Origin of the sequence: Aminobacterium sp. MB27-C1 (assembly GCF_030908405.1) — a bacterium.
Classification (GTDB): Bacteria; Synergistota; Synergistia; order Synergistales; family Aminobacteriaceae; genus Aminobacterium.
Genome location: NZ_CP133089.1, coordinates 764,445 through 790,993 on the forward strand (window position 1 = coordinate 764,445; position 26,549 = coordinate 790,993).

Below are 26,549 nucleotides of genomic sequence, written 5' to 3' on the forward strand. Positions count from 1 at the left end.
CATTTTAAGGGTACCCGGCCTTTTTTTATGAGGAGGGGTAATGTGAACATTCAGTTGGTTATCTTAGTCATCTACATCTCGCTACTTGTCGTCGTATCAGTGATAGCAAATCGTATTCAGAGCAAACATGGCAGTGGTGCTGCAGAATATCTTCTTGCCGGAAGAAAACTTCCAGCCCTCATGATTGCCACAATGCTTGCAGGACTTGCCATTGGCGGGGCTTCCACAGTTGGAGTCGCTCAGAACGCCTACACACAGGGACTCTCTGCCGGTTGGTACAATGCGGCGTGGGGTGTTGCCGGTATCGTAGTAGGTATCTTTGCAGCCAAATACCTTCGCCGAATCGAAGTTGTTACCATTCCTGAAATGATGGGCAAAATGTTTGGACCTGGCGCCAGAATCCTCGGGGCCATCGCCCAGCTTCTTATTATGATGGTTATTACCTCTCTTCAGTACGTTGCGGGAGGGGCCGTACTTGCCGCCCTTCTTCCCGATATATTCACCTTCCATAGCGGAATGGTCGCTACGGCAGCTCTTTTCGTTGGCATTGCCGTGGCAGGAGGCTACCTTGCTGGCGGTCTCGCAAGTATTATCAATGTTATCGTTATTTATGGAGGAATATGCGCTGCCCTTATCTCCAGCCTGAATTCTGTAGGTGGTATGGAAAATCTGGTTATCTCTATGCCTGTTGGAGCTCCCTGGTTCGACTGGGTTTCCGGCGTTGGAATAGCTGTCGTCGCGGCGTGGATGGTTGTTATGGTTACTCAGGCTTTCTCTGTACAGGCCATATCTCAGATAGCTTTCGCTGCTCGTGACGAAAAAGCGGCGCAGAAGGGATTCATCCTTGGTGGTATGATAATAATACCTGTGGGGTTCCTTTGCGCCATGTTCGGAATTATCGCTGCTTACAAATTTCCCGGACTTCAAAACTCAGCCATGGCTCTACCAACCCTTATGACATCAATAAGCCCTCTCATAGGCGGAATCTTTCTTGCGGCACTTTGGGCGGCTGATATATCGACGGCCGTTGCCCTTCTTCTAGGCAGCGTCACCCTCGTACTTGAAGATATTTGGAAGAGAATAAGCCATCGCACACTTTCAGAAAAACAGGAAATTCTTGTTTCGCGAATCATCATTCTTTTCGTTAGCGCCTTTACTTTCATCTTGGCCATAACGTCGGTGAGCATTCTGAAAACGATAACGTCAGCCTTGGCGGTCATGGTTTCTTTCACCATACTCATCCTGGTCAATCTCATTGCCCCCCGTCTCTGTAAAAGGATTTCGGGTTTTTGGACGATACTGACCTCCCTTCTTATCTGGGTGGCATGGACATTTATTCCACAGGTGCGGATTGTTCCCCACGTAATATACCTTGAATGGCCCGTGTGTTTGGGAGTCTTTCTACTCACATCTATTTTAGGCAAGGAACCGGCTCACGATATACTTGAGTCGAAGAGAAAAGAGGAGCTTCCTCATATTGAGCTGAATAAGGGGGAAGCTTTGATCGAGGAGGTTTAATTCATGGATTTCAAGAAAATCGAGTATCAGAAGCTTTTGAATTTTACGTGTGAAATTATGAAAGGACTGGGATATCCCCAGTCACAAGCAGAGATAGCATCGAAAGTTTTGGTTGAGGCCGATGCCAGAGGAATTCCGTCACATGGCGTTGCCCGTCTCGCTTTCTATAAAAAGAATATTGATGGAAATTTCACTGTTCCAGAGGCGGAGCCGGAAATCGTTCACGAAACACCTGTCTCTGTCGTTGTCGATGGTAAAAACGGAATAGGGCCTTATATTTCAAAAGTGACTGTGGAAAAGTGCCTTGAAAAGGCTCAGCAGAGCGGAGTCTGTTTCGGATCTGTACGAAATTCAAACCACTTCGGAATTGCTGGTTTCTGGGCTGAGCTGGCTGCTCGTAAAGACATGATTGGCATGGCCTTCACCAATACAAGACGGTGTGGCATTGTCACGGGTGGGCGGGAAAGACTTCTTGGCACCAACCCCATAGCGGTGGCCATTCCAAGAGATGGGGGAGAACCCTTCCTTCTCGATATGGCGACTACAACTGTTGCCCATGGAAAGATTGAGGTCTACGACAGGCGGAACAAAGAAATGCCCCTTGGCTGGGCTGTTGATGAAAAGGGTAAAGATACGACTGATGCCCATCATATAGAGGAACTTTTCAAAGACCGTCAGGGCGGTTATGGCGGACACCTCTATCTCGGTGGGGAAGGAGAGATGCTCGGAGGTCATAAAGGCTATGGCCTGGGCCTTCTCGTGGAACTTCTCTGTGCCGGTCTTTCCCTCGGTCGTTGGAGCAAACATACATTCGAAGGCGAAGGGTCTGGAACCACCCATTTCTTTGCGGCATTCAGACTCGACCTCTTTGGCAACGCCAACGATATAAAGAAGCATATCGATTCCATTCTTACTGATATTCAGAACAGCGAGAAGGCTGACGGATACGATAGAATTTATATCCATGGTGAAAAAGAGTGGGAAAACAGAGAGAGAGCAATGAAAGAAGGCATTTCTCTCGACCCTGCGACATGTATGCTATTGCAAGATTTCGCACAAACCTTTAATATTGCAAATCCGCTTCATTAAAAACCTAAAAAAGGAGACGGATTGCATGGATGACGTTATTGCCCTTTCAGAATTGAACCAAAAACGGGCGAGGCAGATTATTGAAGAGACGGGGATTGTTGATATTTGGCATTCTATCGGTGCGGAGATTAATCTCGTAGGTTCCTTGAAAACCGGTTTGCTCATGAAAAAGAGAGATATCGACTTCCATATTTACTCCGATCCCTTGAAAATTGAAGATAGTTTTTCTGCCATATCGAGGCTCGGTAAGAATAGTCGCATCAAAAAAATAATGTACGGAAATCTTCTCGACACAGGAGAAGAGTGCCTTGAATGGCATGCATGGTATGTCGACAGCGACGAAAATGAATGGCAAATCGATATGATACACATGCCGAAAGGCTCTCCATATGCCGGATATTTTGAAAGGGTGGCAGACAGAATTCTGGCATTATTGGACGATGAAAAGAAGTACGCCATTTTAAAAATCAAGAACGACATTCCTGATGAAAAGAGTGTAATGGGAATAGAGATTTATCAGGCAGTTATAAGAGACGGGGTCAGAAATTACGCTGATTTCATGCAATGGAGAAAAGCGAATCCCAATAACGGAATCATAGAATGGATGCCTTAAAGAGCAGGGGGGAACATTCCTCCTGCTCTTTTGTCTTTGATGTTCCTCCAAAACGTTTAAGACATATTCCTGACGTTTTACTCAAGCCCTTCGATACGTTCTTTTGTCTTCCGCGCTTATCAGAAACTTGCCACGGTTGGTAAAATTTTTTTAATGTTTTTGTGGAAAAATCTCCTCTTTTATGATTAAAATAAGCATGTTGAGTTTAAAAGATTTAAAAAAGTATTCATGTACCTCGATCATAAAAAATAGGGGAGGGAAACACATGCTTTCAGGAGTGAAGAGAGTTTTTTTAACTGCTTTTATTGTTGTAATGATCAGTGTCATGGCGTGTGGTGCCAACGCTGCCGAGTTTAAGGCAGATATGACAATGGGGAGCGACACGGCAGGAGAGATGACAGGAAGAGTTTTTGTGAAGGGGAACGCTTTGCGCCAGGAATTAGACACCGCCGCAGGACCGCAGGTTACCATTATTGAGCAGAACGCCAAGGTTATGTACGTCATTCTTCCAGGACAAAAGATGTATATGGAAATACAGAACAATCAGATTACCCTTGATGAAGACGAGAATATTGAAGCTAAGTTGGCTGAAGAAGGCACAGTAACCAAAAAAGGAACAGAAGATATAGAAGGGTATACGTGCGATGTCTATCATATCGTGTATAATGACTCGTCTTATGGGGAATCCACAGTTTGGATTTCTAAGGATCTGAACTATCCTTTGAAGGTTTACATGGAAAGTCCTCAGGATACAGTGACAATACTTTATACCAACATAGAAGAAAACAACGTTGATCCGGCGCTCTTTAAGCTTCCTTCCGGATATACGAAGTTTTCCATGTAATGTAGGCTCATTATTGAATAATAGGGCCCATCTACAACATTTTTTGCATTTTATATTGTAATAATATATTTATATGATATAATTACAAAGTTCTGCTTCAGATAGTTTAAATAGCTTTTCTGGAAAAGCGGAATGGCTTTTTTTAGCGACACGTCCCGCCATGCAGTTACGATGGTACCGAAACGTCATATCTCATGTGTCGCATACTTCGGAATTTTGTAAGAAAGGCAAGGTAACACAATGAACAAAAAATTAGTTTACGTTGATGAGGTTCCCTTCTGGATGACCGCCGACGGACGTCTTGAGGTTGCAGAACTTCGTAACGGACGGGTTGTTGAGCATATTATGCTTCGTACATCCCACGGGCTTCAGCTTCTCAGAAGCTAAAGCTCCTTCTTCTTAATTTTTTAAAAAATAGAGTTCTTTTTTAGGAACTTTTTTAAAAATATTTTGATGTCGTTACAGTCTGGGAAGCTTGTGGAAAATAGCTTCCCAGACTTTTTTTATCTTTAAAATTACTTTTTTACCGGATAATATTTTATCGAAAAAGATTCTTCAGCAAGTCTTATTGGATTTTCCTTCATTCCTTGACCTGCAATGAGCGGCGTTTGAAGAACAAGAAGAGGGAATGTATCGCTAAAAATACGTTCTTTAGGTTCTGGATAAACAGGTAGATCTACGTCTTTTTGAATAACGAAGCGATAGGCATCAAGATTTCCAAAGAAGAATTTTTTAAAGTGCTGGCGTTTCTCTTCTGAAAGTATTCCAGTCCAGTCTGCAGTATCGGCGACAGTGGTGTCCACAGGAATCCATCCGTATCCTTCAATATAAAATTCTGCCCAAAAATGGGTGCCTTCGTGACCTGGAATAGCTTGATATCCTCCAGTTGTTCTTGCAGGTATGCCAAGAGAACGGCATAACGCACTAAAATAAATGCTTTGAGTTCCACAGTCTCCATGACGCTGTTCATGAATATATTTTGATTCAGGAATACCTAATATTTGAAGAGTACCATGAGGAACGAAACTGTAGGGAATGTTTTCTATAATGTAGTTGTAAATCTTTTGGGCCTGAAGGTAAGGATTTTTTTCACTGCCAACGATCTCTCTGGCTTTTTGGGCTATGGAGTCAGAAATAAAGGTATTCCTTAGAGAACGAGTGTACTGTTTGTATAAATTTGTTTCTTTGTTGTATGGAAGGATTTTTTCAGCATTCACATCAAAGTGTTGTTGGTAATGAGTAAAATTGAAATCCACAGATATTTTTAGCACTTCTTGTATTTCTTCCATGGGAATAGCGAAATGGATGAATCCTATATCCTTTTCAGTATTTATTTCACTAGAAAATTTTTCAGGATAAACAGATGTGATTTCGGCTATTTTTTGTGAATCTGTAAGAATTGGAACAGGAACCCAGATGTCGACTATTCCCAATTGAGGCAAGTGCGTTTTCTCTATATCTATGGTTAGATTGCCTTTGTATTGAAGTGGTTCAGTGTAGGGGGTGTCAATAAATTTTTTTGGTGTTTTTTCGGAAGAGGCAAATACTAATGGTTCCAATGCATCCACGAAAGGAGCGTCTTTTTGGAGCTTTTCACGCATAAGTGTCGTGTTGCGAAACAAAATATTTCTTGCAACAGATTCAAAATATCGTTTTTCACCATCGAGTTCAATGAACACAACAGCACTATCATCTAGTAAGGCGATCAGGGCTTTTTCATCTTTGTTGGGGAGAGCTTTTCGTAACTCTTCAATAGCTTGATCTCTCGTTAAAGAGAATTCATTCTTGATGATTTCCATGCGCCACGTAAGGATTTGCAACCGATTTTGTGATTTTGTTTCTGCCATTTCAGTAACGATACGTGTTATATCAAGGGGATGCCCCATTGCGGGACAGGAGAGAAACAACATGTTTACTACTATTACAATCATTGTTGCTATAGTCCTCTTTTTTAACATTTGCCTCATTCCCTTTCAAAAAATTTTTGAAGGCGTTTTTACTGAAAGACAAGATGAAATTTTCTCTATTATAAATCAATTAAACTAAGAAATGAAAAATAAGTGGATAAGGCTCTTTTTATAGAGGTCTTTTTTTTTTAGACTTTTTAGATGGAACCTTGATTTTAGCGTTAATAATGATAGACTCATACAGTTGCTTTCTGGCAACGGCAACCCTTCCGATTAACTCCTATTGGAAACAGACAAAGAAAGAGCATAAATAAAATATAGAAAAGGAAGATTGATGTGTATACACCAAAGCTATTCACTGAACTAAGAGACTATTCTCGCGAAAAAGCCTTCTCTGACCTTTTCGCTGGAATCACTGTCGGTATTGTTGCTCTCCCTTTAGCCATGGCTTTTGCCATTGCAAGCGGTCTGCCTCCTGAGAGAGGTCTTTTCACGGCTATTATTGCTGGTTTTCTTATCTCGCTTTTGGGAGGAAGTAAGGTGCAAATAGGAGGTCCTACCGGTGCCTTTGTCGTGCTCGTTTCAGCTATTGCCGGACAATACGGCTATTCTGGATTAGCTCTCTGTACGTTGCTTGCCGGTATCTTTCTTATTCTTTTCGGTATATTCCGTATGGGCGGCCTTATCAAATTCATCCCTTTTCCTGTAACAACAGGTTTTACTACGGGAATCGCTGTCGTTATTTTTTCTACTCAGATCAAAGATTTATTCGGACTTCATATAGATACAGTTCCGGCAGAATTTTTACAGAAGTGGCATGTCTACCTTCAAAATATGGGTTCTTTCGAGCCTTCCACACTGGCTGTTGGCATAGGCACGATTCTTGTTATTCTTGTTGTGCGCCATTTCTGGCCAAAGCTTCCGGCTATGCTCATCGGCATGATCGTTGCCACTCTCTGCGCTCAGGTTCTGCATTTGGATGTAGCCACTATAGGAAGCCGCTTCGGTGAGCTGCCTCGAATGTTGCCGGCTCCTTCTTTTCCTGATTTTCACTTTGAACAGATAGCCCCATTGATCAAGCCCGCTTTCACAATCGCCATGCTGGCGGCCATTGAGTCTCTTCTTTCTGCTACAGTGGCTGATGGAATGATTGGCGGACGGCATCGTCCCAACGCTGAACTTATAGCCCAGGGTGTTGCCAATATTGGAAGCATTGTTTTTGGGGGTATTCCTGCTACGGGAGCCATAGCCAGAACGGCAACCAACGTTAAAAGTGGTGCCAAAACCCCTGTTGCCGGAATCATTCACGCCATTGTGCTGGCCCTTCTGCTTCTCATATGTGCGCCTGTTGCCAAGCTTATTCCTCTCTCGGCCTTGGCAGGTATTCTTGTTGTTGTGAGTTACAACATGAGTGAACTTCATCACTTCGTTGCCATTTTTAAAGGTCCCAGAAGCGATGCTTTTGTCTTGGTTTTGACCTTCCTGCTTACCGTTCTCGTTGACTTGACGGCAGCTGTTCAGGTCGGTGTTGTTCTGGCGTCTCTCCTCTTTATCTGGAGAATGTCCGAGATTACGAATGTCAGCATGATCACTGACGAAGTTCGAGGTGAAGACGACGCCAGCGAAGACCCCAATTCAATAGCCCTGCGCGAGGTTCCAAAGGGAGTAGAGGTCTATGAAGTGAACGGACCTTTCTTTTTTGGTATGATTAATACTTTCAAAAATGCCCTTCGAAATGTAGAAAAGCCTGTTTCAGTTCTCATTATCCGTACGAGAAACGTTCTGGCTGTTGATGCGACGGGCATACATGTTTTGCGGGAACTCCATCAGCGCTGCCAGAAAGAGGGAACACAACTTGTTATCTCTGGAGTTCAGCCTCAGCCTTTGAAGGCTTTCCAGCGTTCCGGCCTTATAGAAGAGATGGGAAAAGAGAATTTCTGTGAAAATATAGATGAGGCTTTAAATCGGGCTCGTGTCGTTTTGGGACTTCCCCAAGTAGAAATAGAAAGGAAGCCTTTCTGTGCCTTTTGTGGTAGAGAGGAACTCGTATAGCGGTTGTTTAGGGGGTTTTGATTTGAAACTTTTACGTCAGATACTTATAATTTTGGTCATTTTTTACGTGGGGCAGGCGATTCAGCTTACGACGCACATTCCCATTCCGGGAAGCGTAATAGGAATGATATTGTTATTTCTTCTTCTATCCTTTCATGTTATTTCTATAGATTCGCTGAAAGAGCTCTCTGATTTCTGTTTGAGCAACCTTGCCTTTTTCTTCGTGCCCATTATTGTGAGTGTTGTGACGGCGAAAGATAAGATACTTCACATTGCGCCCCAGTTCCTTGCGACGGTGGTGCTCTCAACCGCTTTTGTTATGGTTGCAACGGGACTGGCTGCGCAATTTTTACTTCGAAGAAGAGAGGCAAAGTCTAATGAACGTCTTTAAAGAACTCTATACTACGCCCCTTTTCGCCGTAATGCTTACTATTGGAACCTATATCTTGGGTGGATGGGTACGCAAAAAAACGAAGTGTGTTGCCTTGATTCCCGTCGTTTTTTCGGCGGTGGCCATCGGGCTTCTCTTTCTCGTGACGGATTATACCTACGAAGAATATAGTCGTGGGGGAGATATGATTTCAATGTTGCTTGGACCTGTAACGGTGCTTCTTGCCGTGCCAATCTACAAAGAGCTTCCCCGTTTGAAGGAAAATCTCGTGCCCATCGTTCTTTCTATTGTCGTGGGAGCACTTTCCGCTTTCGTGAGCATATGGGCTTTTTGCTATGTTTTTGATTTTGAACGTGAGTTTTTTCTCTCTCTGGTGCCTAAATCCGTAACGGCTCCAATAGGAATTGAAGTTGCCCTTATTATTGAAGGACTCGTTCCTATAACGGTTCTCTCTATTATTGTTACAGGAATAACCGGGGCTCTTATCTCCCCGTTCATCTGCAAAATCGCAGGTATTCATCATCCTGTAGCTCGTGGACTTGCCATTGGATCAAGTTCACACGCCATAGGAACGAGTCGGGCTTTCGAAATGGGTGAAGTCGAGGGAGCATTCAGCAGTCTCGCTACGGGACTTTGCGGTGTTATTACCGTGCTTATTGTGCCCCTTCTTCTTCGTTTGCTTTCCTTCTTCTAAGGAATCTGTTTCTTCTCGGACTATTGCCTGGGCTGCTTCTTGAGCAGCAATGGTTCGCAAATATTCTTAGCGCCTACAAGACTCAATATGGTTATAAAATCTTTTTGTGGCCCTTTAAAGGCATCTTTAGGGTCGAACCATTCATGAACCGAGTGGCTCTGTCCAGATTCTCCGCCTCTTCCTACAGCCAAGGCGGGGATTCCCAGACTGATGGGGACATTGGCGTCTGTGCTCGATGGAAGTCTCAAGTTCGGTTCAATGCCGATGGCCTTCAGCCCGGCACAGGCTGCTTGTACAATGATTTCGTCTGTTGACTGGCTTCCTGCAGGTCGGCTTCCCAATAAGGTGATCTCCACAGAGAGACCGATGCTTTTGCAACGGGAATTCTCGGCATCGCAGGCCTTCTGAACGATTTCCTTAAACTTCGATTCAGTTTTATTTAGCTCTTCTTGGGTGTTAGAGCGAAGATCTACGAGCATGCTCGCTTCTTCGGCAATGACATTTATGGACGTTCCGCCGTTGATAACGCCTACAGAATAAGTTGTCTTCGGTTCTGTAGGAACCTCTAGATCGGCAAGGGCGGCAATTGCCCGTCCCAATGCGTGAACGGCGCTGGGAGAGGCTCCGAAGTCTGTATAGCTGTGCCCGCCTGGCCCTCTATATACGATTTTATACCGGTAACTGCCGGTGGCAGCGTAGACTATAGATGCTACGCCAGTTCCATCGAGGGAGATAAAACCATCTATATCCGCGTGATCTGCAAATAACTGTTTGGACCCTTTCAGATTACCGAGCCCTTCTTCGCAGACATCGCCGCAGAAAACGACATCACCAAGAGTTTCTATACATGTCTCATTGAAAGCTCTGATGAGGCTCAGCAGTTCAGCCACACCACGACTGTCGTCAGCAATGCTGGGGCCGTAGAGCTTCCCATCATTTTCTTTTACCTTAATATCAGTTTCGTTTGGAAATACTGTGTCTATATGGGCAGCTACAACGAGTTTGGGACCATTTTCAATTCCTGGGCGTATTCCTAAAACATTGCCGACACTATCGACAGTTACATTTTTCAGCCCCAGTTTCTTGAAAGCTGCACATAGATACTTTGTCCGTTCTTCTTCTTTGTAGCTCGGGGCGGGAATTTCGCAGATTGCAATCTGATCGCCCACAGTCCTTTCATGATCTGCCTCTAAGAAACGTAACCCCTTCATAACACCTTCGTCATTCATAAGGGCGTTGACAGCGTCTTGAACACCAAGGGAAATACTATATTCAGCATTCGCCATTTCAAAATCTCCTCTCGTATAACGTATACCTCAATTAACTCTAATTTTACTAGTGCAACTCTGAAGGGGATACACCTTTTTCTGGAAATAGCTCTCTTCTCTCTCCAAGTTTTTTGTAAATTTGATCTGTCCGCACGATCTTGAAGGGTGTGTTGGGCATAAAGAGAATCAGCGCCAGAATAAAAGTGGCGAGTTCCGCGAGGGGAATAGCCATGAATATACCCTTTTCGCCAAAGAAGAGAGGAAGTACAAAGAGAAAAAGTGCTGGCAGAACCAGGCTTCTCGATATGGCGACAGCTGCTGAATGTATGGGCTTCTGCATTGCCGTAAAGTACGAAGAAAAGACAATGTTGATTCCGAGCAGCAGAAAAGCCGGCCAGAAATGGGCAATAAAATTCCGAGCGATAAAGATTGTTTTTTCAGCGTCATTATTTGTAAAGAGCTCAATGATGGTTTGAGGAGCAAGAAGAAGGAGGCCGCTGATCACTACTCCGAAAAGCAGCACTGTACCGCCTGCTACCCATAAGAAGCTCTGAATTCTCGATGCCTTTCCCGCACCAAAATTTTTACTGATAATAGGCTGAATAGCATCACCAATTCCATAACACGCCATAGAGCCGAGATAGAGAATATAGTTTACTATCGTATAGGCAGCTACACCGTCAACGCCGAGTTTCCGAATCATAATCCAGTTGAAAAGGAAGGTGAGAATACCTGCCGATATTTCATTGGCGAACTCTGAAAAACCGTTGTAGGCAGAGTAAAGTATTTCTTTCCACGAACCCCCATGGGTATTGAAACGCAATTTTCCCTTCTTACATAAGAAATGGGGAAGAAGTATGCTCATGAGGAATATCTGCGATATTCCTGTGGCTAGAGCGGCTCCCCGAACACCCCAATCGAGTCTGACGACAAAAGTCCAGTCGAGTGAAACATTGATTAGAGCCCCAAGAGTCATAGCCATAGCTGATAGGAATGGGCGACCATCTACCCGAACGAAATAAGAGAGGCAAATTCCCATCAGAGAGAAGGGAATAAAGAAAATAAGAGTAGAAAGATAGGTGCGTACAGGCGGAGCCACATCCTGACTTGCTCCAAGAAGAGCCACCAGAGAATCTATCTTTATAAGTGCTAGTAGACTGACGCCAAGAGAGAAGATCAGTGTGGCAAGCAGCGTTTTCGTGAAGACGGCTGATGCGGTATAGACATCGCCGGCTCCAAGATATTTTCCACACGTTACAGATCCGCCAATTCCCATCATAAAAGCGATTCCTCCCACAAAAATAATGAAGGGGAGAGCCAGTGTAACTGTCGCTAAAGCCGCTTCTCCGTTGGTGTTACCCAAGAAGGCCGCATCAATGGCGCTGGCAGACGAAACGGCGATCATTCCTATAACTGTCAACGAGGAATAGTACAGGAACACCGAGAAAACATTTCCTCGAAGTGAGTCGAAAGAGTACCTCATTAAATTTCTACATCCTTTCAGGGAATTAATTAAGAGAAGAAATAACCCTTAGGAATAATTATAGATGGTATACATAAAAATTCAACTTGCAGAATAGTGCAAATTGGTTGGAATTATCTCTCATTGGGATCTCCGTTTTCTGCGAAACGAATCCAGTATTCCATCATTTTTTGCGACATCTTTATATCAATTGACAAGTAAACGATCGTTCACTATAATAATGGTGAACGATCGTTTACTGCAAGGGGAGGATTTTTAGATGGCCGATACAAAAGAAAACATTTTGAATACTGCCCTTCGTTTGTTTGCACGGAATGGATATGAGGCCGCTTCGGTCAGCGATATTGCCGGGGAGCTTGGCATGACAAAAGGGGCTTTATATAAGCACTATAAGAATAAGCGGAACATATTCGATAGCATTGTGAAGCGTCTTTATCAGATAGATGCTGAAAGAGCAAGAAAATATGAAGTGCCTGAAAAAACATTTGATAAATCACCGTCGGCCTACCGCAAGACTGCTGTGGATAAAATCAAGACTTTCACTGAAGCGCAGTTTCGTTTTTGGACGGAGGACGAATTTGCCAGTAATTTTCGAAAAATGTTGACTTTGGAGCAATATAAAAACACTGAAATAATGGAACTATATCAAAAGTGCCTTGTAAGCGGACCGGTCAGCTATATGGAAGATTTATTCCGTGAAATGATGGAAGAAGGTATTTGGATAAAAAACAACCCGAAACAGCTTGCACTTGAATTTTATGCGCCGTTTTATTTGCTAGTAAGTATTTCAGATACAATGCCTGATAAGAAAGAGGCCGCTAAGCAATTAGCGGCGCACATTGAACGCTTTATAGAAAAGAACGCCTCGACGGAAATAAAAGGAATAAAGCCAAAGGTATAAATAATTAGAAGATAAGGAGTGCGAACAATGGAAGATATAACAATCCACGAATTTGAATTTGCCCTCATCAATGAATATTTTACAGAGATCGAACGACAGGGTCCAGGTAGTCCCGAAGAAACTATTAGAGCATTAAGTTTTATTGGCAACCTTTCAAACAAAACAAAAATTGCTGATTTAGGCTGTGGTACAGGCGCTCAAACAATGGTTCTGGCACAAAATACAGAGGCAACCATTACAGCCCTCGACCTTTATGCTGGTTCGATTGATAAACTTAATGCAACAGTTGGAAAACTAGGTTTGCAGAACAAGATAAAAGGTATTGTTGGTTCAATGGATAATTTGCCGTTCCAGAATGGCGAATTTGACCTTATATGGTCCGAAGGGGCTATTGCTAATATCGGTTTTGAAAAAGGCCTAAATCACTGGAAGAAGTTCCTCAAAAAAGATGGTTATGTTGCCGTAACATATGAGTCTTGGTTTACTGATGAGCGCCCCGCTGAAATTGAGAACTGGTGGGTGGACGCAGTTCCTGAAATTGCAACAATAGGACATAATATTTCCATCATGCAAAAAACAGGTTATATTCCTGTTGCCGCATTTACACTGCCTGAAAGTTGTTGGATAGACAATTATTTTATTCCGCAAAAAGCAAGGCAAGAGGAATTTTTGAAAAAACATGCGGGAAATAAAACCGTTGAGGACATGATTGCATTTATGAGGCGTGAGGCAGATTTGTATTCAAAATACAAACAGTATTATGGATATGTATTTTATATTGGGAGAAAGATATAACAATAGTTTACTCTGCCACTTCGTACGCCAGACCAGAAATTGCTTTGCCGCCATTTCACAAGAATGGTTGGAATTATCTCTCATTGTGCAGTGCTTCGGCAAGTTGAGCAAGAATCCCTCTCGTAATGTGTGGGGATGAAGAAATAACCATATATGGAAGGTCTTTTCTTGTCATATTGGCGTCCACTTTCGGCCAGAAGAGGGTTCCCATTCTGTTGGGATCTCCGTTTTCTGCGAAACGAATCCAGTATTCCATCATTTTTTGCGACATCTTTATATCAATATCCTTGTAGCCTTCTTCCTTTGAAATGTGTCCGAACACGTAGGGAATTTCTGCTCCATGCATTGCCCCGTAATGTTCTTTCTTGGTGTTCAGAAAGGGAGAAGGGGTGTGATCGAAAAGGTAGAGATAGGCAGGCAGATTCCTTTTTCCATATTCGTAGACGAAGGTTTGAGTCGGCTCGCCGAAGAAGGTGAAGCCGGCTAGGGAGGGCCAGAAGAGGAAAGTCTCTTCATCGCGAGGTGTCGGAAAGAAAAGAAAGGCTGTTGGAGCGGCGCGGTGAAGGTGAGTGTATATCCATTCAGAATATTCATCTGCTGTCATGGGGGAGTAGAAGGCTGTTCCCTCGTCATTATTTGTGCCGAAAAGTATGGCGACTTTATTGAAGGCGCCCTTTTCCAGAGCAAGGCGCGGTTCTGAGGGCAGCATATAGTTATCGAAGATAGGGGCGAATTGATAGTCGTCGTTGCTTCCCACCTGAGGATATCCTGTCTTTTCTACAATTCTCTCTGCCGGAATGTTCCGCAGTTCTTCAAGGGGGTTGATTTTGTTGATTCCTAGCAGCTCCTCTTCAAAACGAAGCCCAGTCGCTTCCGCTTCTGTCAAGGAACCGCCAGCCCGGGGAAAGAGAGCGTAGTTGCCGAGAATTGTTCCGCTCTGACCAATGGCTTTATGGAAAAGACCTTTGGCGAGAGGGGAGAGGCAGAGCGCCGAGACGCTCATACTGCCAGCCGATTGTCCGAAGATAGTTATATTATGAGGATCCCCTCCGAATTGGCGAATGTTCTTCTGAATCCACTGTAGTGCTGCTACTTGGTCGAGAAGTCCGTAATTCCCGCTGGTGTGAAGAGCGCTTTCGCTGGAAAGTGCCGGATGAGCAAGAAAACCGAAAGCTCCCAATCTATAGTTGATTGTAATGAGGAGAACTCTTTTCGTTTGGGCAAAGGTCGTTCCATCAAAACTGAAGAGTGAGCCAGAACCGCGCGAGAAAAAACCACCATGAATCCAGACCATAACAGGCAACGACCCGTCAAGGGAAGGAGTCCATATATTTAAGTAGAGGCAATCTTCACTTGTCGGTTCATTGTATAGAAGGGGTTGAGGGCAGCTTGGAGCAAACTTTTGAGCATACTTAAGACCATCCCAGGTGAGAAGAGGCTGGGGCGGTTTCCAGCGCAGATCATCTACCGGAGGCTGAGCATAGGGAACGCCTAAAAATTTTATAACGTCATCCTCTTCAAAGCCGGCAAGAAGCCCCTCCTCAACGTGCACCATGGGAAGAGGCGTAACAGTAGGTTCGACTGCGCAAAAGGCAGGAGAGGACAGCACCATATAAGGGAGCAAAACTCCAGCAGAAATAATGAGACAAAAAGCGGTAAAATATAAACTGCGAAGTGCTAAAAATCGTACATATTTTTTGAAATGCATAATCAACCACCTTTCAACAATTATGCTACTATTATTAAAACATAAAAATCGTTATTAAAGGAGGTTGCGCCATGAAAAAGTTTTGTCAAAGTTGCGGAATGCCCCTTGACGACTCTTCCCTTCTCGGTACTGAAAAAGACGGAAGCCCTACTCACGACTATTGTATCTATTGTTATAAAGAAGGTGCCTTTGAAGAGCCAGATATAACTATGGAAGAAATGATAGAAGTATGTGTTCCCTATATGGTAGAGCAGGGATTTGACGAAGAAAAAGCGCGAAAAATGTTGGCCGAGTTTTTACCGACTCTCAATAGATGGGTCAACAGAGACGAATAGACGAGTAAAGAGGGGGGAAAATAATCCCCCTCTTTTTTTGAGATGATATTTAGAGATTATAGTGTTGTCGATACGTGATGATATCAGCTACCGTAACGACTGGGAATGCGTGTTTTTTAGCAAAATCAACAATTTCGGGCAGACGGGCCATTGTCCCGTCTGGATTTGTAAGTTCACAAAGAACTCCGTAAGGGTCTACCCCTGCGAGTCGAGTCATATCTACAGAAGCTTCTGTATGGCCGTCTCGCTCTAGTACGCCGCCTTTTCTGGCCTGCAAGGGGAAGACATGTCCAGGCTTATTAAGATGATGGGGTTTCGCGTCACGAGCTATAGCTGTCTGTATAGTTTTTACACGGTCTGCGGCAGACACGCCTGTTGTAACGCCTTCCGCAGCTTCAATAGAGACTGTAAAAGCCGTTTTGAAACGACTTGAGTTGTGTTCTACCATAGGCGCAAGCTCCAGTGATTCTATTTTTTCTGGTGTCAGGCAAAGACAGACTATCCCGCTGCATTCTCGTATGAGCATGGCCATCTGCGGAACGGTAAGAGTCTGAGCGGCAAAGATAAGATCCCCCTCATTCTCCCTCTCTTCGTTGTCGGTTACGAGAATGCCACTTCCAGCCCGAAGAGATTCAAGCCCCTTTTCAACCCGCGTCAAAGGCGAACCAAAGGCATTGAGCAATGCATTATTCATACCATCATTCCTCCAGTATCACATATGAAATTTATAGTGCAGGGCGGGAAAAAATAAAAAAGCGGCATTCTGCCTGAGAGCAGAGGTCGCCCTATCTCTTCATTCCGGACTATCACCGTCGGCTCTGGCTTTTCACCAGATCAACGCTTCCTGCGTTTTGTCGCAAAAAAGCGTGCGCGGGCTTCCAGATATAGACTGGTTCACCGCCGGTGGGGACTTGCACCCCGCCCTGAGAATAGGCGTTCTCACTTTAATCATTTATACACTCTTTGTCAATCACTCGACCTCTCGTCAATAGACACGTGCAACAACCTGAGGCTTTCGTGGAGTTGGTTTGGGAGCTGAAGTCATGTCTGAGTAGCCGAGGGCGACAGCATAGTAGGGTTTATATCCAGAGGGAATGGGAAGTTCCCCGCATATATCTTCCTTTTGAAAAAGGTAGCGTATAAAACCGATCCAGCAAGAGGCCACGTTCAGACTGTGGGCTGCCAGAAGCATGTTCTCTATAGCTGCGCAACAGTCGGCAAAAGGCACGAGATGAGAGTCGGAAACCATTCCATCTTCTTTGCCGGAAACAATAATTACAGTGGGAGCATGAAAAAAAAGATGATAATCAGGATTCCTTCCTATTTCGGCTATTCGTTCATCATCCTTTCTGCTCATAATTGTACGTGTGCGCCGACTTAAATCATCTATAATACGTCTATTCTGAATAACCAAGAAGTGCCACGGCTGGTCGTTGTGTCCGCTGGGGGCGAATGTCGCCGCTTCGAGTATGGCAAGAAGTTCATTATCATCTATCTGCTCTTTTTTATATTTTCGAATGCTGCGTCGTTCTTTTATTGCTTGAATAATTTTATTCAAGAGTATCACCACCTCTTAATGTTCTGTTATTATACTCATGGTAAAGTTATAGCCTGAATTGGGGGTTTTTTGTAGTGGCTGATAGTTCAATTATACTGTTTGCCTTGTTCTTCATCTTTATGTTTATACTTTCAGCTTTCTTCTCTGCAAGCGAGACGGCTTATTCCAGTGTTAACAAAATACGCCTGAAACGTTTTGCCGAAGAAGGACGCAAAGGGTCTAATAAGGCACTCGATCTGGCAAAGGATTTCAATAAGACGATTTCCGCTATATTAATAGGTGGGAATATCGTTGATATTGTCATGACCTCCGCCGCCGCAGGAACGCTCTCTGTTCTCTTTGGCCCCATGGGAGCCGTGTACGCAACCCTTCTGATGACTGTTTTGATCATATTGTTTGGAGAGATACTCCCTAAAGCTTTTGTGAAGGATAAGGCCGAAAACTTTGCCCTTGGCGCTTCTGGGCTTGTTCACTTTTTTGTCTCCCTGCTTTCTCCCGTTACATGGCTTACTACAAATCTATCCCAGATCCTTCGTGGAAAAGATCGAACGGATGTTTTGCCCAGTGTTACACACGATGAGCTTTTGAGCATAGTTGAGACTATGGGGGAAGAGGGCGTGCTTCCTGAGACTGAGAAGGAGCTTATAGGGAATGCCGTGAATTTTTCCGAAATAGAAGTGTGCGAAATTCAGACGCCCAGAGTGGATTTATTTGCCCTGAACGTGAACGAACCTATTGAAAACGTAAAGAATCTGCTCTTAAAGAACCATTATTCCCGTGTGCCTATTTATGAGGGAACCTTCGATAATATTGTAGGAATCCTCAACGAGAAAGATTTTCTGAACCATTTTATACATGATGACAACGTGGAAATTCGCTCGATTATGACGCCGCCACTTTTGATAGCTGGAAGTGCCACCCTGATGGATGGCCTGAAAATGCTGCAAAAGAATAAGGCCCACCTTGCCGTTGTTCTTGACGAGTATGGCGGAACGTCGGGAATCATTACTCTCGAAGATATTCTTGAAGAGCTGGTAGGGGAAATATACGATGAGCACGATGACTTTAAAGAGTACTGTACTCAGGTTGAGGAAAACACGTACCTTGCGAGCGGAGACGCCTATCTGGAAGAACTCTTTGAAAAATTTTTAAGAATGCCCTATACGCCGGGAAGTGAGTCGAGCACGTTGAGCGGCTGGCTTTTCGAGCAGTTTAAAACGTTGCCTGCCGTTGGCGCCTCTCTTGAGTGGGGGCCCTTGCGCTTCGAAGTTGTCAAAATAACGGGGCAGCGAATACAGAAGGTGCGAATTATTCGCGACCCCGACTATGTCTTCGACGAAAATGGAGAGACAGATAACGTCTTAATGCTGTAGCACGTGGCACTATCTCTTTACTGCTGTGCCTTTCTCTCGAAAATGGCGATAATTTCCTCTTTGTAGTCATATAAATAGAGAGTGTTGCCCACAATTTCAAATGCTGTTACATGAGAGAGCATTTTGAAGTACTGTTCTTCTAGATCGATGGTATCAGGGCAATATTTTTTTGTCGACGCAAGCTGCTCGAAGAGAAGACGCGACCCAGACTCATCAAGACGGTAGGCACCGAAATAATTGTTACATCCTCCGTACCCGTGAACTCTCTTTTCCGCACTATTAAAATGCAAGGATATTCCATCGTTGTTTTCGGCTCGTTCTATTTGTTTGTCGCCCAACCTCACAAGCATCCAATCCTTATCTTCAAGAGTGACTTTTTCTTGTACTGATACGTCTTTTCCAGAGGTTGTTTCTTCTTGCTTTTCACTCTCTTCAGCTTCCTCTGTTTCATCACTTCCCATGCCAACGAAGCGGTCTACTATAAGAGCATCTTCTGTAGAATCTCCCTCCATGGCTGCTCTTTTTTCTATATGTCCCTCTATAACGACAGGGAGAGGTTCTCCCGCTTGAGGCTCAAGAGAGAGATATTGCTCTTCCAGAGTGACATAGTCCTTTTCCATGGCGACAGGAAAGGTTGCTCCGGTAAAGGTGTGGGTAAAGAGGGCCGCGTCAGCCATATATGAGAAAGTACCCTCCATTTGAAGGGGGGTTTTCAGCACATATGGTTCTTTTGTATGTGAAAGAGAGAAGTTAAGGTCAGATTCTGCACGTTTCCCTTCACGATCAACGAGTGTAATTTTGTCATTGCTATCTATAGCAAAATACATTTTGTCTTTTGGGGACTCGTGTAAAATAATCATCTTCTTAGAAGGAACGAGCTCCCATCGCCCTAAAGAGGCAAAAGTCTTGTCTTTGCCCTCTTCGGCTTCTAGATATGTCATCTCTAGTTGGTAGATGTTATCGGGGCGAAGAAAAAGAGCATACCGAATGCCGGGGCAGTCTGCCGCAGGAAGAACCCCATCATACTGGCCTGGGAGATGCAAAAGTTTTTGAGCTTCGGCCTTGAAATAGGCGTCTGATGTTTTTTCCGCCGGAGCTTCTAGGTTATCAGAGGCATTTGTTGTAGCGGCTTTTATTGAAGCGGTTACATAGGCGCCGCTGGAAATAATCAATGTAAGGATAATGCAAGTTAATACAATTACAGTTCTTTTTATTTTGTTCATCATGGGAACCCCCAATTAATGTGTTTTTACTTCAAATTTATGGTAATTTATAGTCATATACTATAAATTTCATTACGCTATTCATCATCAGTATTTTTGTGTATTTTCCAGAAGGAGTTTAAAAAAGAGCGGAAAGGCCGGGTGGGCGGCCTTTCCGTTTTGCATGAGGAGAATCGGTGAACCACAAAATTGCATTTTAGATATACGTGTTACGAAACTCTTAAAAAGTAACACGTATATAATACCTGTTAATCTCGCAGAGGTCAACTGGATAATAATCTTTCAGGGGGGATTGCTATGACTGAACTACCGCTTGTCTTTCTCGTTACTTCCGTTCTTCTTCTATTGAGCATTTTTTCCAGCAAATTGGCGGAAAAATTTGGTTTTCCCGCTCTTCTTATGTTCCTCGTTATAGGTATGTTGGCGGGATCTGACGGCCCTGGAGGAATCCATTTTGATAATGCCGCTACTGCCAATATGGTTGGTACGGTTGCCTTGGCTTTCATCCTTTTTGCCGGAGGTCTCGATACTCAAGTAGATAATATCCGACCGGTTTTAGGTCGTGGAATAACGATGGCTACACTAGGGGTTGCCTTGTCCGCTCTTTTCATGGGACTTTTTGTTCACTACGTTCTCGGATTTTCGCTGCAAGATGGCTTTCTTCTGGGATCTATCGTATCGTCTACTGACGCTGCTGCCGTCTTTGCCGTTCTCAGATCGCGCAGAGTAAGCCTTAAAGGCAATTTGCGCACACTCCTTGAGCTTGAATCTGGGAGTAACGACCCCATGGCGATCTTCTTGACATTGGCTGTTCTTCAGGTTATTCAGCAGGGATCTGTAGGATGGGGTAAACTTGTTCCCTTATTTATTATCCAGATATCCATGGGAGCTGCTGGAGGCTGGTTTCTCGGTAAGGTATCTGCGAGGCTCATAAACAGAATAAGGCTTGATTATGCCGGTTTGTATCCTGTGCTTGGAACAAGTATTGTTCTTTTAACCTACGGGCTTGTAGAGAAGATTGGCGGAAACGGTTTTTTAGCCGTCTATGTTTGTGGACTCGTTTTGGGGAACAGCGATTTTATCTACAAACGCAGCCTTCTTCGTTTTCACGATAGTATAGGCTGGCTCATGCAGATCATCATGTTTTTGGTTCTGGGGCTCCTTGTCTTTCCTTCCCATCTTGTGGGCGTTGTCTGGGAAGGCCTTCTATGCGCGGGGTTCCTTATGTTCATTGCCCGTCCGGTGGCTATTCTGCTGACTTTAATAGGAAGTTCCTTTTCTTTAAGAGAGAGGCTCCTCGCGTCATGGGCGGGGTTGCGCGGGGCCGTTCCCATTGTTTTGGCTACATTCCCTCTGCTTATGGGGCACCCACGTTCCAATGAAATTTTCAACGTCGTTTTCTTTATTGTGCTCACGTCAGTACTTTTTCAGGGGAAGACCCTCATGCCGTTGGCGCGGTTCCTGAAGGTGGATAAGCCCCTTCTATCTCGTCCGAGATATCCTCTTGAGTTCGATAAGACAGAGAACGATGTGCGAAATGAAACGCGGGAATTAGATATTTTACCGGGGACCTTTTCAGTGGGAAAAACGATCGGTCAGCTTTCTCTTCCGTCTGATGCCCTTATATTGTTGGTGAGGCGAGAGAAAAACTTTCTTGTTCCACGTGGACAGTTGACCCTCGAACCGTACGATACCCTTCTTGTGTTGGGCGAACCAGATGCGTTGCAAAAAGTGAGAGATATTATAAATAGAAAAGAAGAGCCAGCGGAATAGCGCCGGCTCTTCCACCTTATCGTTTCCACGTTGCAGGAACAAAAAGGATCAGAACTGTGTAGAGTTCAAGTCGCCCAAGAAGCATGCAGAAAGAAAGAACCCATTTCCCAATATTTGGGATAAGAGCGTAATTTTTTGTAGGACCAACCAGCGCAAGACCGGGGCCGATATTACCTAGAGTCGCTGCCACACTTGAGATGGCAGAAACAATGTCAAGCCCCAATGCGGTCATAACAAGACTTGCCAGAGTGAAGATCCCTATATAGAGAAGGAAAAAAGCGGTTATCGAGCCGACGATCTCTTTGGAAATCGTTCTTCCTGCCACTTTAGTATGAACTATGGCTTTTGGGTGAAGCAGACGGAAAAGTTCTGCATAGGCGTGACGTACCAGAACCATAATGCGAAGATTTTTAATGCCGCCGCCTGTAGAGCCAGCACAGCCGCCGATAAACATGAGGATGAGAAGCAGAAGCTGAGTAAATACTGGCCACAGCTCATAATCCGCGGTGACAAAACCTGTAGTGGTGATAATACTTACAACCTGAAAGGCTGCATAACGCAATGCGTCGAAGACGTTGCTGTAAATATCTTTTATCAAAAGTAACGCCGTAATAGCTACTGTACAGCCGAGGCTGATAAAGAAGTAGACACGAAATTCTCCATCTTTCCACCAGGCGTTCCACTTTCCCTTTAAAAAATGGTAGTGCAGGGCGAAGTTGCATCCGGCGAGAAACATGAAGATTGTAATAACCCAGTCGATATAGGCGCTATTGTAATGGGCAACACTCGTGTTCTTTGGTGAAAATCCACCAGTAGCCATTGTCCCGAAAGTATGGGTCAGAGAATCGAAAAGATCCATTCCTCCGAATAGAAGCAGAACAGTCTGCAACGCCGAGAGGAAAACGTATACTCCCCACAGGAGCAGAGCAGTCTGTTGAATTCGAGGTGTCATTTTTTCTGGAATGGGCCCGGGGACCTCCGCTTTGTAGAGTTCCATTCCTCCAACACCGACGAAGGGTAGAATAGCCAGGCTGAGGACGATAATTCCCATGCCTCCAAGCCAGTGTGTCAGGTCTCGCCAGAAGAGGATTCCGCGAGGTTGGGCTTCTATGTTCGTTAGTATGGAGGCTCCAGTTGTTGTAAAGCCAGACATGGCCTCAAAAAATGCATCGGTAAATGTGGGTGCTGTTCCATGAAAAAAGTAGGGCAGTGCCCCTATGATAGAAGCGGTTACCCACGATAGGGTGACGACAGCGAAGGCTTCACGTATGCCGAGATCTTGAAAATTTCCACGTTTTCCCCAACCGTAGAGAAGCAGGGCAACCATGAAACCGACAGCAATAGACATTACAAAGGCTTTTGCATCAGTGCTTCCGTCCATAATGGCCCATGAGAGGGGCCAGAGCATGAAGATAGAGATCATGGAAGACAGAAGGGCGAGAACTCGCGCTACTAGACGAAATTTCATGACTTATTTCACTCCAAGTTTTTCAACGGCAATAGGCATCAATTCAGAAGAGGCAAATATGGTTACGAGGTCTCCTGCATGAATAATCGTATCTCCCATAGGAACAAAGACTTCATTGTCTCTTCGAACGAGGGCGATCAGTATTCCTTTTGGAAGGTCCATCTCTGCCATGGTGAGGCCAGAAATGGCGCTTGTTTCCGAAATATGGGCTTCAAGCATCTCTGCATCTATCTTATCGAGAAGCGAGAGTGTTCCGGCTCCAGATGGGTAGCGCACATTGCTCATAATAACAGAGGCAAGGGCCTGGTTAGGGTTGACCATGGCATCGACGGAGATGTAGTTATCGAGGTGCATGTACATCTGACGTCGCACAACGGCAATGGCCTTTCTGGCTCCTAGAGCTTTGCCAACGACGCCGAAAAGGATATTGGCTTCATCGCTTTCAGTGGTACAGACAAAACCGTCGGCATCTTCCACGCCTTCATGTCTGAGCAATGTCTCATCGGCGCCATCTCCGCATAAGACGAGAGTTCGCTGCAACTCACTGGCGATTCGTTCGCACTTTTCCTTGTTGCGGTCAATAAGACGAATATCTACGCTCTTATAGTGTTTTTCGAGGCGATGGGCAACCTGATAGCCCAGTTTTCCGCCTCCGATAATAAAGACCTTTTTAAGGGGAGTGCTTTTCTCTCCGCTGAAAACTTCTTCCAACTGCCACACCTGGTCTTTTCTCGTGACGGTAAAGCAAATATCCCCTTCTTCCAGAATATTGTCTCCATAGGGAACAAATCCTTCCCCGTTTCTTTTTACATAGACAATAATGGCGGTAACATGAGGATATTGAATACGAAGCTGTTTAAGGCTGAGTCCCGCAAGGGGGGATTTATGGGCGATGGGAAAAGCATAAATACCAGCTATCCCTTCGAGCAACTCTGCTGTCTCCAGAGCGGAACTGACGGAAAGCAACTCTATAATCTGACGAGCGACAGACCGTTCGGGAGAGTTCATAACATCTATGCCAAGATCTCTGGCCCATGTGGGGCTATCTGTATATTCCAGCCCGCGAGCCCTTGAAATGACACGTTTAACTCCGGCCCTTTTCGCTATCCAGCACGCCATAATATTGACTTCGTCGCGATTGGTACAGGCGACCAAAATGTCTATGGAACAGCCGCTCTTAACTCCGGCTTCTTCAAGAACGGAGGGACGAGATCCGTTTCCCCGGATCGTAATAACATCAAGCTCGTTATCGACCTTCAATGCTCGTTCCTTGTCTTCCTCAATAACTGTAATGTCGTGTCCTTCGGCGGAAAGACTTCTTGCTACGTGATACCCTACTTCTCCAGCACCAACAATAACGATATGCATAACTCAATCCCTACTTCCAACATATGGTCGAGAATCTTCGGCCTATACTAGCAAAGCTTTATAGAAAAGCAACACCATTTATGTTGCTACAAACCAATAAGAATATTCTGGAACCATGTCTGTGAAAACATGAAAGACAGTATCTGAGGCTTTTCCTCCCGCATGGTTTGAGAATAACTTTCTCATTTCGAAGAGAGCGTTTCGTAAAAGCTGTTCCGAATAGAATAGGGATTGAAGTCTTCTGTACAAAAGCACAGCAAGACGGCCGATCTTTTCAAGAGGGAGCTTGCCATAAAGAACGTAGAGATTTTTAAGAGCCGCAGCAAGCCACGATGGATCTTGATGTTTTGTTCCTTTACTTAAAATAGCTTCGATAACTGTTGTTTTTGTGCTATCGAAGGGAGCTTTCATATAGGCATCTATCTTGGGGAAAACGTAGCCCGACAGGTAGTAGACAGATGCTACAGAAAGACGTTTCGAAGAGTATTTCCACTTACGACGTGGGCTCGATTCGAGAATAATCCCTCTGGGCAGTGAGACACACCGTTGATAGATGTAGTGGGGGGTACGAAATGTTCGCCCACATAGAGACGCCATATGGGCTGTCGTCCATCGAGTAGTTTTTTCGCTGATGCTCCAAAATTCCCCATGGCTTTCAGGGATGTTGAGAAACATACTGGCATAGTGTCCCCATCGCCACGAAGGGACCTCGCGCCAGGGCAGATATGAGGAGAATTCCTTAATAGCCGGAGTAACGATCTCCTGTTGTGCTAGTTTCATGAACTGCCGTTCAGGAAGGGTGTCGTATAAAAAAGGAAAGGCCGTTTCCGCCATGGCAGAAAGCATAGAATGCCAGCGATGGGCCTTATCCTGATAGATGTCATCTGTTTCTGGGGCAGCCATCAGGGAACAATGATACAGTATACTTAAGAATTGTTTCCATTCGATTGTTGGTCCTTGTGAAACGAGGGAAGGGAGGCCTATTTCCTGGCCTAAAGACGGTAACCACACAGTTGCATCGTGAACCGCAGAATCTAAAATATCTTGACGTAACAAAAAATCTAAGTTTGACTGTAAATCAAGAGCTTTCTTTACCAAGTCCGGAGGGTATTTGGAATAAAGCACTCTTACGCTCACCTCCATTACAGAATGCTGTAATGTATTTATACTATGCCATATTTCCTACAGAAAGAGAAGGGCCATAATACGTATTTCATATATTCTTTTCTTACCCTTTTTGTGATAGTCTATACATATGAATAAGACAGCAGACGATAAGCCACTTATCTCACCTTTTCTAGTTCTTTTTTTAGGAGTTCTTGCCATATCTACAGGAGCAATATTTGCACGAATGGCACACCATGCTCATCCTCTTGTGATATCTGCATATCGAGTAGGTATTGCTGCCGTCGTCTTGTTGCCTCTCGCTCTCTGGCGTTGTCGTGAAGAGATTGCCATTCTTAGCAAGGGAGAGTGGCGGGCTCTTATCCTGTCGGGAATTTTTCTCGCTATTCACTTCGCCTTTTGGATATCATCTCTTTTTTATACATCAGTTGCAAGTTCTGTTGTTATTGCCGATACGATCCCTATTTGGACCGCTTTTTTGGCTCCAATAATTACTCATGATAAGGTTAGTCGTAAAGCATGTTTGGGAATAGGCGTAGCGTTCATGGGAGGAATTGTGATCAGTCTGGGTGATTTCTCTGTAGGAAAAACAGCTTTGTGGGGCGATTCTCTAGCCTTGATCGGAGCTTGGGCGGCAACCCTTTATTTCCTTTGCGGACGCATTGCTCGTCGGCGAGTATCGTTGTTGACATATGCTTCTCTCTGTTATAGTGTAGCGGCCGTCTGTTTGTGGGGAGTTATCCTCTTCAAAAAACTTCCAGTTGCAGGTTTTTCTCTTCCAACGTGGGGAGCATTCTTGGGAATGGGCCTCATCCCGCAAATACTCGGACATAGTAGTTATAATTGGGCCTTGCGTTACGTTAACCCAAGTGCCGTTTCCGTAGCTTTGTTAGGAGAACCTGTGGGAAGTTCCATTCTTGCTTTTCTTTTATGGAAAGAAAAAATTACCCTCTTGACATTAGCTGGGGGAATTCTCATCTTGCTCGGAATTTTCATAGTGGCCCATCATAGTGGGCGAAAATAGGCATACGAAGCTAGATATATACAAGTTAAGTGATGAAGA

24 protein-coding genes and 1 riboswitch are annotated in these 26,549 nt (G+C 44.5%); of the genes, 14 read left to right on the top strand and 10 right to left on the bottom strand.

The genetic code is table 11. The features are described from left to right. Positions 1 to 42: 42 nt before the first annotated feature. From RBH88_RS03660 to RBH88_RS03680, 5 genes are all read left to right on the top strand, one after another. Positions 43 to 1,518: a sodium:solute symporter family protein gene (locus tag RBH88_RS03660; protein WP_307879951.1), complete on the top strand. Its 1,476-nt coding sequence runs from the start codon at positions 43 to 45 to the stop codon at positions 1,516 to 1,518. Positions 1,519 to 1,521: 3 nt separating this feature from the next. After that, entirely contained in the window at positions 1,522 to 2,607 is a 1,086-nt protein-coding gene (locus RBH88_RS03665; protein ID WP_213701197.1) for an Ldh family oxidoreductase, read from the top strand. A gap of 25 nt (positions 2,608 to 2,632) precedes the next feature. Further along, entirely contained in the window at positions 2,633 to 3,220 is a 588-nt protein-coding gene (locus RBH88_RS03670; RefSeq protein WP_213699234.1) for a hypothetical protein, read from the top strand. Positions 3,221 to 3,485: 265 nt separating this feature from the next. Then, entirely contained in the window at positions 3,486 to 4,064 is a 579-nt protein-coding gene (locus RBH88_RS03675; RefSeq protein ID WP_307879952.1) for a DUF4412 domain-containing protein, read from the top strand. Between the two features lie 240 nt (positions 4,065 to 4,304). Continuing rightward, positions 4,305 to 4,451 carry a hypothetical protein gene (locus RBH88_RS03680; protein WP_213691935.1) on the top strand — a complete coding sequence of 49 codons (147 nt, stop codon included), beginning with the start codon at positions 4,305 to 4,307 and terminating at the stop codon, positions 4,449 to 4,451. A 128-nt stretch (positions 4,452 to 4,579) separates the two neighbouring features. Here the strand turns inward: RBH88_RS03680 and RBH88_RS03685 are convergent, their stop codons facing one another. Then, positions 4,580 to 5,995 carry a transglutaminase-like domain-containing protein gene (locus tag RBH88_RS03685; protein WP_213691936.1) on the bottom strand — a complete coding sequence of 472 codons (1,416 nt, stop codon included), beginning with the start codon at positions 5,993 to 5,995 and terminating at the stop codon, positions 4,580 to 4,582. Positions 5,996 to 6,307: 312 nt separating this feature from the next. Between RBH88_RS03685 and RBH88_RS03690 the strand changes: the two genes are divergently transcribed. From RBH88_RS03690 to RBH88_RS03700, 3 genes are read left to right on the top strand one after another with little or no spacing between them, the layout of a single operon-like run. Then, positions 6,308 to 8,023 carry a SulP family inorganic anion transporter gene (locus RBH88_RS03690; RefSeq protein ID WP_213691937.1) on the top strand — a complete coding sequence of 572 codons (1,716 nt, stop codon included), beginning with the start codon at positions 6,308 to 6,310 and terminating at the stop codon, positions 8,021 to 8,023. Between the two features lie 22 nt (positions 8,024 to 8,045). Further along, a complete protein-coding gene (locus tag RBH88_RS03695) occupies positions 8,046 to 8,414 on the top strand; it encodes a CidA/LrgA family protein (protein ID WP_213691938.1) in 369 nt (122 codons plus the stop codon). Next, positions 8,401 to 9,108 (top strand): LrgB family protein, encoded by a 708-nt coding sequence (locus RBH88_RS03700; RefSeq protein ID WP_213691939.1) that lies wholly within the window; start codon positions 8,401 to 8,403, stop codon positions 9,106 to 9,108. The genes RBH88_RS03695 and RBH88_RS03700 overlap by 14 nt, the downstream gene beginning before the upstream one ends. A gap of 20 nt (positions 9,109 to 9,128) precedes the next feature. Here the strand turns inward: RBH88_RS03700 and RBH88_RS03705 are convergent, their stop codons facing one another. Together RBH88_RS03705 and RBH88_RS03710 are read right to left on the bottom strand one after the other, a co-directional pair. Continuing rightward, positions 9,129 to 10,394, bottom strand: coding sequence for a M20/M25/M40 family metallo-hydrolase (locus RBH88_RS03705; protein WP_213699904.1), 1,266 nt, complete (start codon positions 10,392 to 10,394; stop codon positions 9,129 to 9,131). Between the two features lie 49 nt (positions 10,395 to 10,443). Beyond that, positions 10,444 to 11,817 (bottom strand): MATE family efflux transporter, encoded by a 1,374-nt coding sequence (locus RBH88_RS03710; RefSeq protein WP_213695831.1) that lies wholly within the window; start codon positions 11,815 to 11,817, stop codon positions 10,444 to 10,446. Positions 11,818 to 12,118: 301 nt separating this feature from the next. On the opposite strand from RBH88_RS03710, the gene RBH88_RS03715 reads away from it, so the two are divergent. Continuing rightward, positions 12,119 to 12,760, top strand: a complete 642-nt coding sequence (locus RBH88_RS03715; RefSeq protein WP_213695832.1) for a TetR/AcrR family transcriptional regulator — start codon at positions 12,119 to 12,121, stop codon at positions 12,758 to 12,760. Positions 12,761 to 12,787: 27 nt separating this feature from the next. Continuing rightward, entirely contained in the window at positions 12,788 to 13,555 is a 768-nt protein-coding gene (locus RBH88_RS03720) for a class I SAM-dependent methyltransferase (protein WP_213691118.1), read from the top strand. A 73-nt stretch (positions 13,556 to 13,628) separates the two neighbouring features. Here the strand turns inward: RBH88_RS03720 and RBH88_RS03725 are convergent, their stop codons facing one another. After that, entirely contained in the window at positions 13,629 to 15,263 is a 1,635-nt protein-coding gene (locus tag RBH88_RS03725) for a carboxylesterase/lipase family protein (protein ID WP_307879953.1), read from the bottom strand. A gap of 71 nt (positions 15,264 to 15,334) precedes the next feature. Between RBH88_RS03725 and RBH88_RS03730 the strand changes: the two genes are divergently transcribed. Next, the gene (locus tag RBH88_RS03730) at positions 15,335 to 15,598 is read left to right on the top strand and encodes a zinc ribbon domain-containing protein (RefSeq protein WP_213691120.1); all 264 of its coding nucleotides are present in this window, start codon (positions 15,335 to 15,337) and stop codon (positions 15,596 to 15,598) included. Between the two features lie 49 nt (positions 15,599 to 15,647). On the opposite strand, the gene ribB is transcribed toward RBH88_RS03730, so the two are convergent. Both ribB and RBH88_RS03740 read right to left on the bottom strand, forming a co-directional pair. After that, positions 15,648 to 16,292, bottom strand: a complete 645-nt coding sequence (gene ribB / locus RBH88_RS03735; RefSeq protein ID WP_213691121.1) for a 3,4-dihydroxy-2-butanone-4-phosphate synthase — start codon at positions 16,290 to 16,292, stop codon at positions 15,648 to 15,650. A gap of 88 nt (positions 16,293 to 16,380) precedes the next feature. Further along, a riboswitch (FMN riboswitch) is annotated at positions 16,381 to 16,533 on the bottom strand. A gap of 50 nt (positions 16,534 to 16,583) precedes the next feature. Then, positions 16,584 to 17,156: a nitroreductase family protein gene (locus RBH88_RS03740; protein ID WP_213691122.1), complete on the bottom strand. Its 573-nt coding sequence runs from the start codon at positions 17,154 to 17,156 to the stop codon at positions 16,584 to 16,586. Positions 17,157 to 17,230: 74 nt separating this feature from the next. Here RBH88_RS03740 and RBH88_RS03745 point away from each other — a divergent pair, with 74 nt between their 5' ends. Next, the gene (locus RBH88_RS03745) at positions 17,231 to 18,529 is read left to right on the top strand and encodes a hemolysin family protein (RefSeq protein WP_213691123.1); all 1,299 of its coding nucleotides are present in this window, start codon (positions 17,231 to 17,233) and stop codon (positions 18,527 to 18,529) included. Between the two features lie 17 nt (positions 18,530 to 18,546). On the opposite strand, the gene RBH88_RS03750 is transcribed toward RBH88_RS03745, so the two are convergent. After that, positions 18,547 to 19,755, bottom strand: coding sequence for a copper resistance protein NlpE N-terminal domain-containing protein (locus RBH88_RS03750; RefSeq protein WP_307879954.1), 1,209 nt, complete (start codon positions 19,753 to 19,755; stop codon positions 18,547 to 18,549). Positions 19,756 to 20,049: 294 nt separating this feature from the next. On the opposite strand from RBH88_RS03750, the gene RBH88_RS03755 reads away from it, so the two are divergent. Further along, entirely contained in the window at positions 20,050 to 21,525 is a 1,476-nt protein-coding gene (locus tag RBH88_RS03755; protein ID WP_213691125.1) for a potassium/proton antiporter, read from the top strand. 16 nt (positions 21,526 to 21,541) lie between these two features. Here RBH88_RS03755 and RBH88_RS03760 read toward each other — a convergent pair whose 3' ends face one another. From RBH88_RS03760 to RBH88_RS03770, 3 genes are all read right to left on the bottom strand, one after another. Beyond that, a complete protein-coding gene (locus tag RBH88_RS03760) occupies positions 21,542 to 22,993 on the bottom strand; it encodes a TrkH family potassium uptake protein (protein WP_213691126.1) in 1,452 nt (483 codons plus the stop codon). A gap of 3 nt (positions 22,994 to 22,996) precedes the next feature. Then, complete coding sequence (trkA, locus tag RBH88_RS03765) at positions 22,997 to 24,361, bottom strand: Trk system potassium transporter TrkA (protein ID WP_213691127.1); 1,365 nt, start codon at positions 24,359 to 24,361, stop codon at positions 22,997 to 22,999. Between the two features lie 78 nt (positions 24,362 to 24,439). Further along, the gene (locus RBH88_RS03770; protein ID WP_213691128.1) at positions 24,440 to 25,486 is read right to left on the bottom strand and encodes a hypothetical protein; all 1,047 of its coding nucleotides are present in this window, start codon (positions 25,484 to 25,486) and stop codon (positions 24,440 to 24,442) included. A gap of 130 nt (positions 25,487 to 25,616) precedes the next feature. Here RBH88_RS03770 and RBH88_RS03775 point away from each other — a divergent pair, with 130 nt between their 5' ends. After that, positions 25,617 to 26,510 (top strand): DMT family transporter, encoded by an 894-nt coding sequence (locus tag RBH88_RS03775; protein ID WP_213691129.1) that lies wholly within the window; start codon positions 25,617 to 25,619, stop codon positions 26,508 to 26,510. Positions 26,511 to 26,549: the final 39 nt, after the last annotated feature.

Excerpts from the sequence above, each read along its gene's own strand:
- RBH88_RS03685 (WP_213691936.1), bottom strand. The coding sequence starts at position 5,995 with ATGATTGTAATAGTAGTAAACATGTTGTTTCTCTCCTGTCCCGCAATG.
- RBH88_RS03670 (WP_213699234.1), top strand. The coding sequence starts at position 2,633 with ATGGATGACGTTATTGCCCTTTCAGAATTGAACCAAAAACGGGCGAGG.
- RBH88_RS03725 (WP_307879953.1), bottom strand. The coding sequence starts at position 15,263 with ATGCATTTCAAAAAATATGTACGATTTTTAGCACTTCGCAGTTTATAT.
- RBH88_RS03680 (WP_213691935.1), top strand. The coding sequence starts at position 4,305 with ATGAACAAAAAATTAGTTTACGTTGATGAGGTTCCCTTCTGGATGACC.
- RBH88_RS03675 (WP_307879952.1), top strand. The coding sequence starts at position 3,486 with ATGCTTTCAGGAGTGAAGAGAGTTTTTTTAACTGCTTTTATTGTTGTA.
- RBH88_RS03755 (WP_213691125.1), top strand. The coding sequence starts at position 20,050 with ATGACTGAACTACCGCTTGTCTTTCTCGTTACTTCCGTTCTTCTTCTA.
- RBH88_RS03760 (WP_213691126.1), bottom strand. The coding sequence starts at position 22,993 with ATGAAATTTCGTCTAGTAGCGCGAGTTCTCGCCCTTCTGTCTTCCATG.
- RBH88_RS03775 (WP_213691129.1), top strand. The coding sequence starts at position 25,617 with ATGAATAAGACAGCAGACGATAAGCCACTTATCTCACCTTTTCTAGTT.
- trkA (WP_213691127.1), bottom strand. The coding sequence starts at position 24,361 with ATGCATATCGTTATTGTTGGTGCTGGAGAAGTAGGGTATCACGTAGCA.
- RBH88_RS03705 (WP_213699904.1), bottom strand. The coding sequence starts at position 10,394 with ATGGCGAATGCTGAATATAGTATTTCCCTTGGTGTTCAAGACGCTGTC.
- RBH88_RS03715 (WP_213695832.1), top strand. The coding sequence starts at position 12,119 with ATGGCCGATACAAAAGAAAACATTTTGAATACTGCCCTTCGTTTGTTT.
- RBH88_RS03665 (WP_213701197.1), top strand. The coding sequence starts at position 1,522 with ATGGATTTCAAGAAAATCGAGTATCAGAAGCTTTTGAATTTTACGTGT.
- RBH88_RS03720 (WP_213691118.1), top strand. The coding sequence starts at position 12,788 with ATGGAAGATATAACAATCCACGAATTTGAATTTGCCCTCATCAATGAA.
- RBH88_RS03700 (WP_213691939.1), top strand. The coding sequence starts at position 8,401 with ATGAACGTCTTTAAAGAACTCTATACTACGCCCCTTTTCGCCGTAATG.
- RBH88_RS03750 (WP_307879954.1), bottom strand. The coding sequence starts at position 19,755 with ATGATGAACAAAATAAAAAGAACTGTAATTGTATTAACTTGCATTATC.
- ribB (WP_213691121.1), bottom strand. The coding sequence starts at position 16,292 with ATGAATAATGCATTGCTCAATGCCTTTGGTTCGCCTTTGACGCGGGTT.
- RBH88_RS03730 (WP_213691120.1), top strand. The coding sequence starts at position 15,335 with ATGAAAAAGTTTTGTCAAAGTTGCGGAATGCCCCTTGACGACTCTTCC.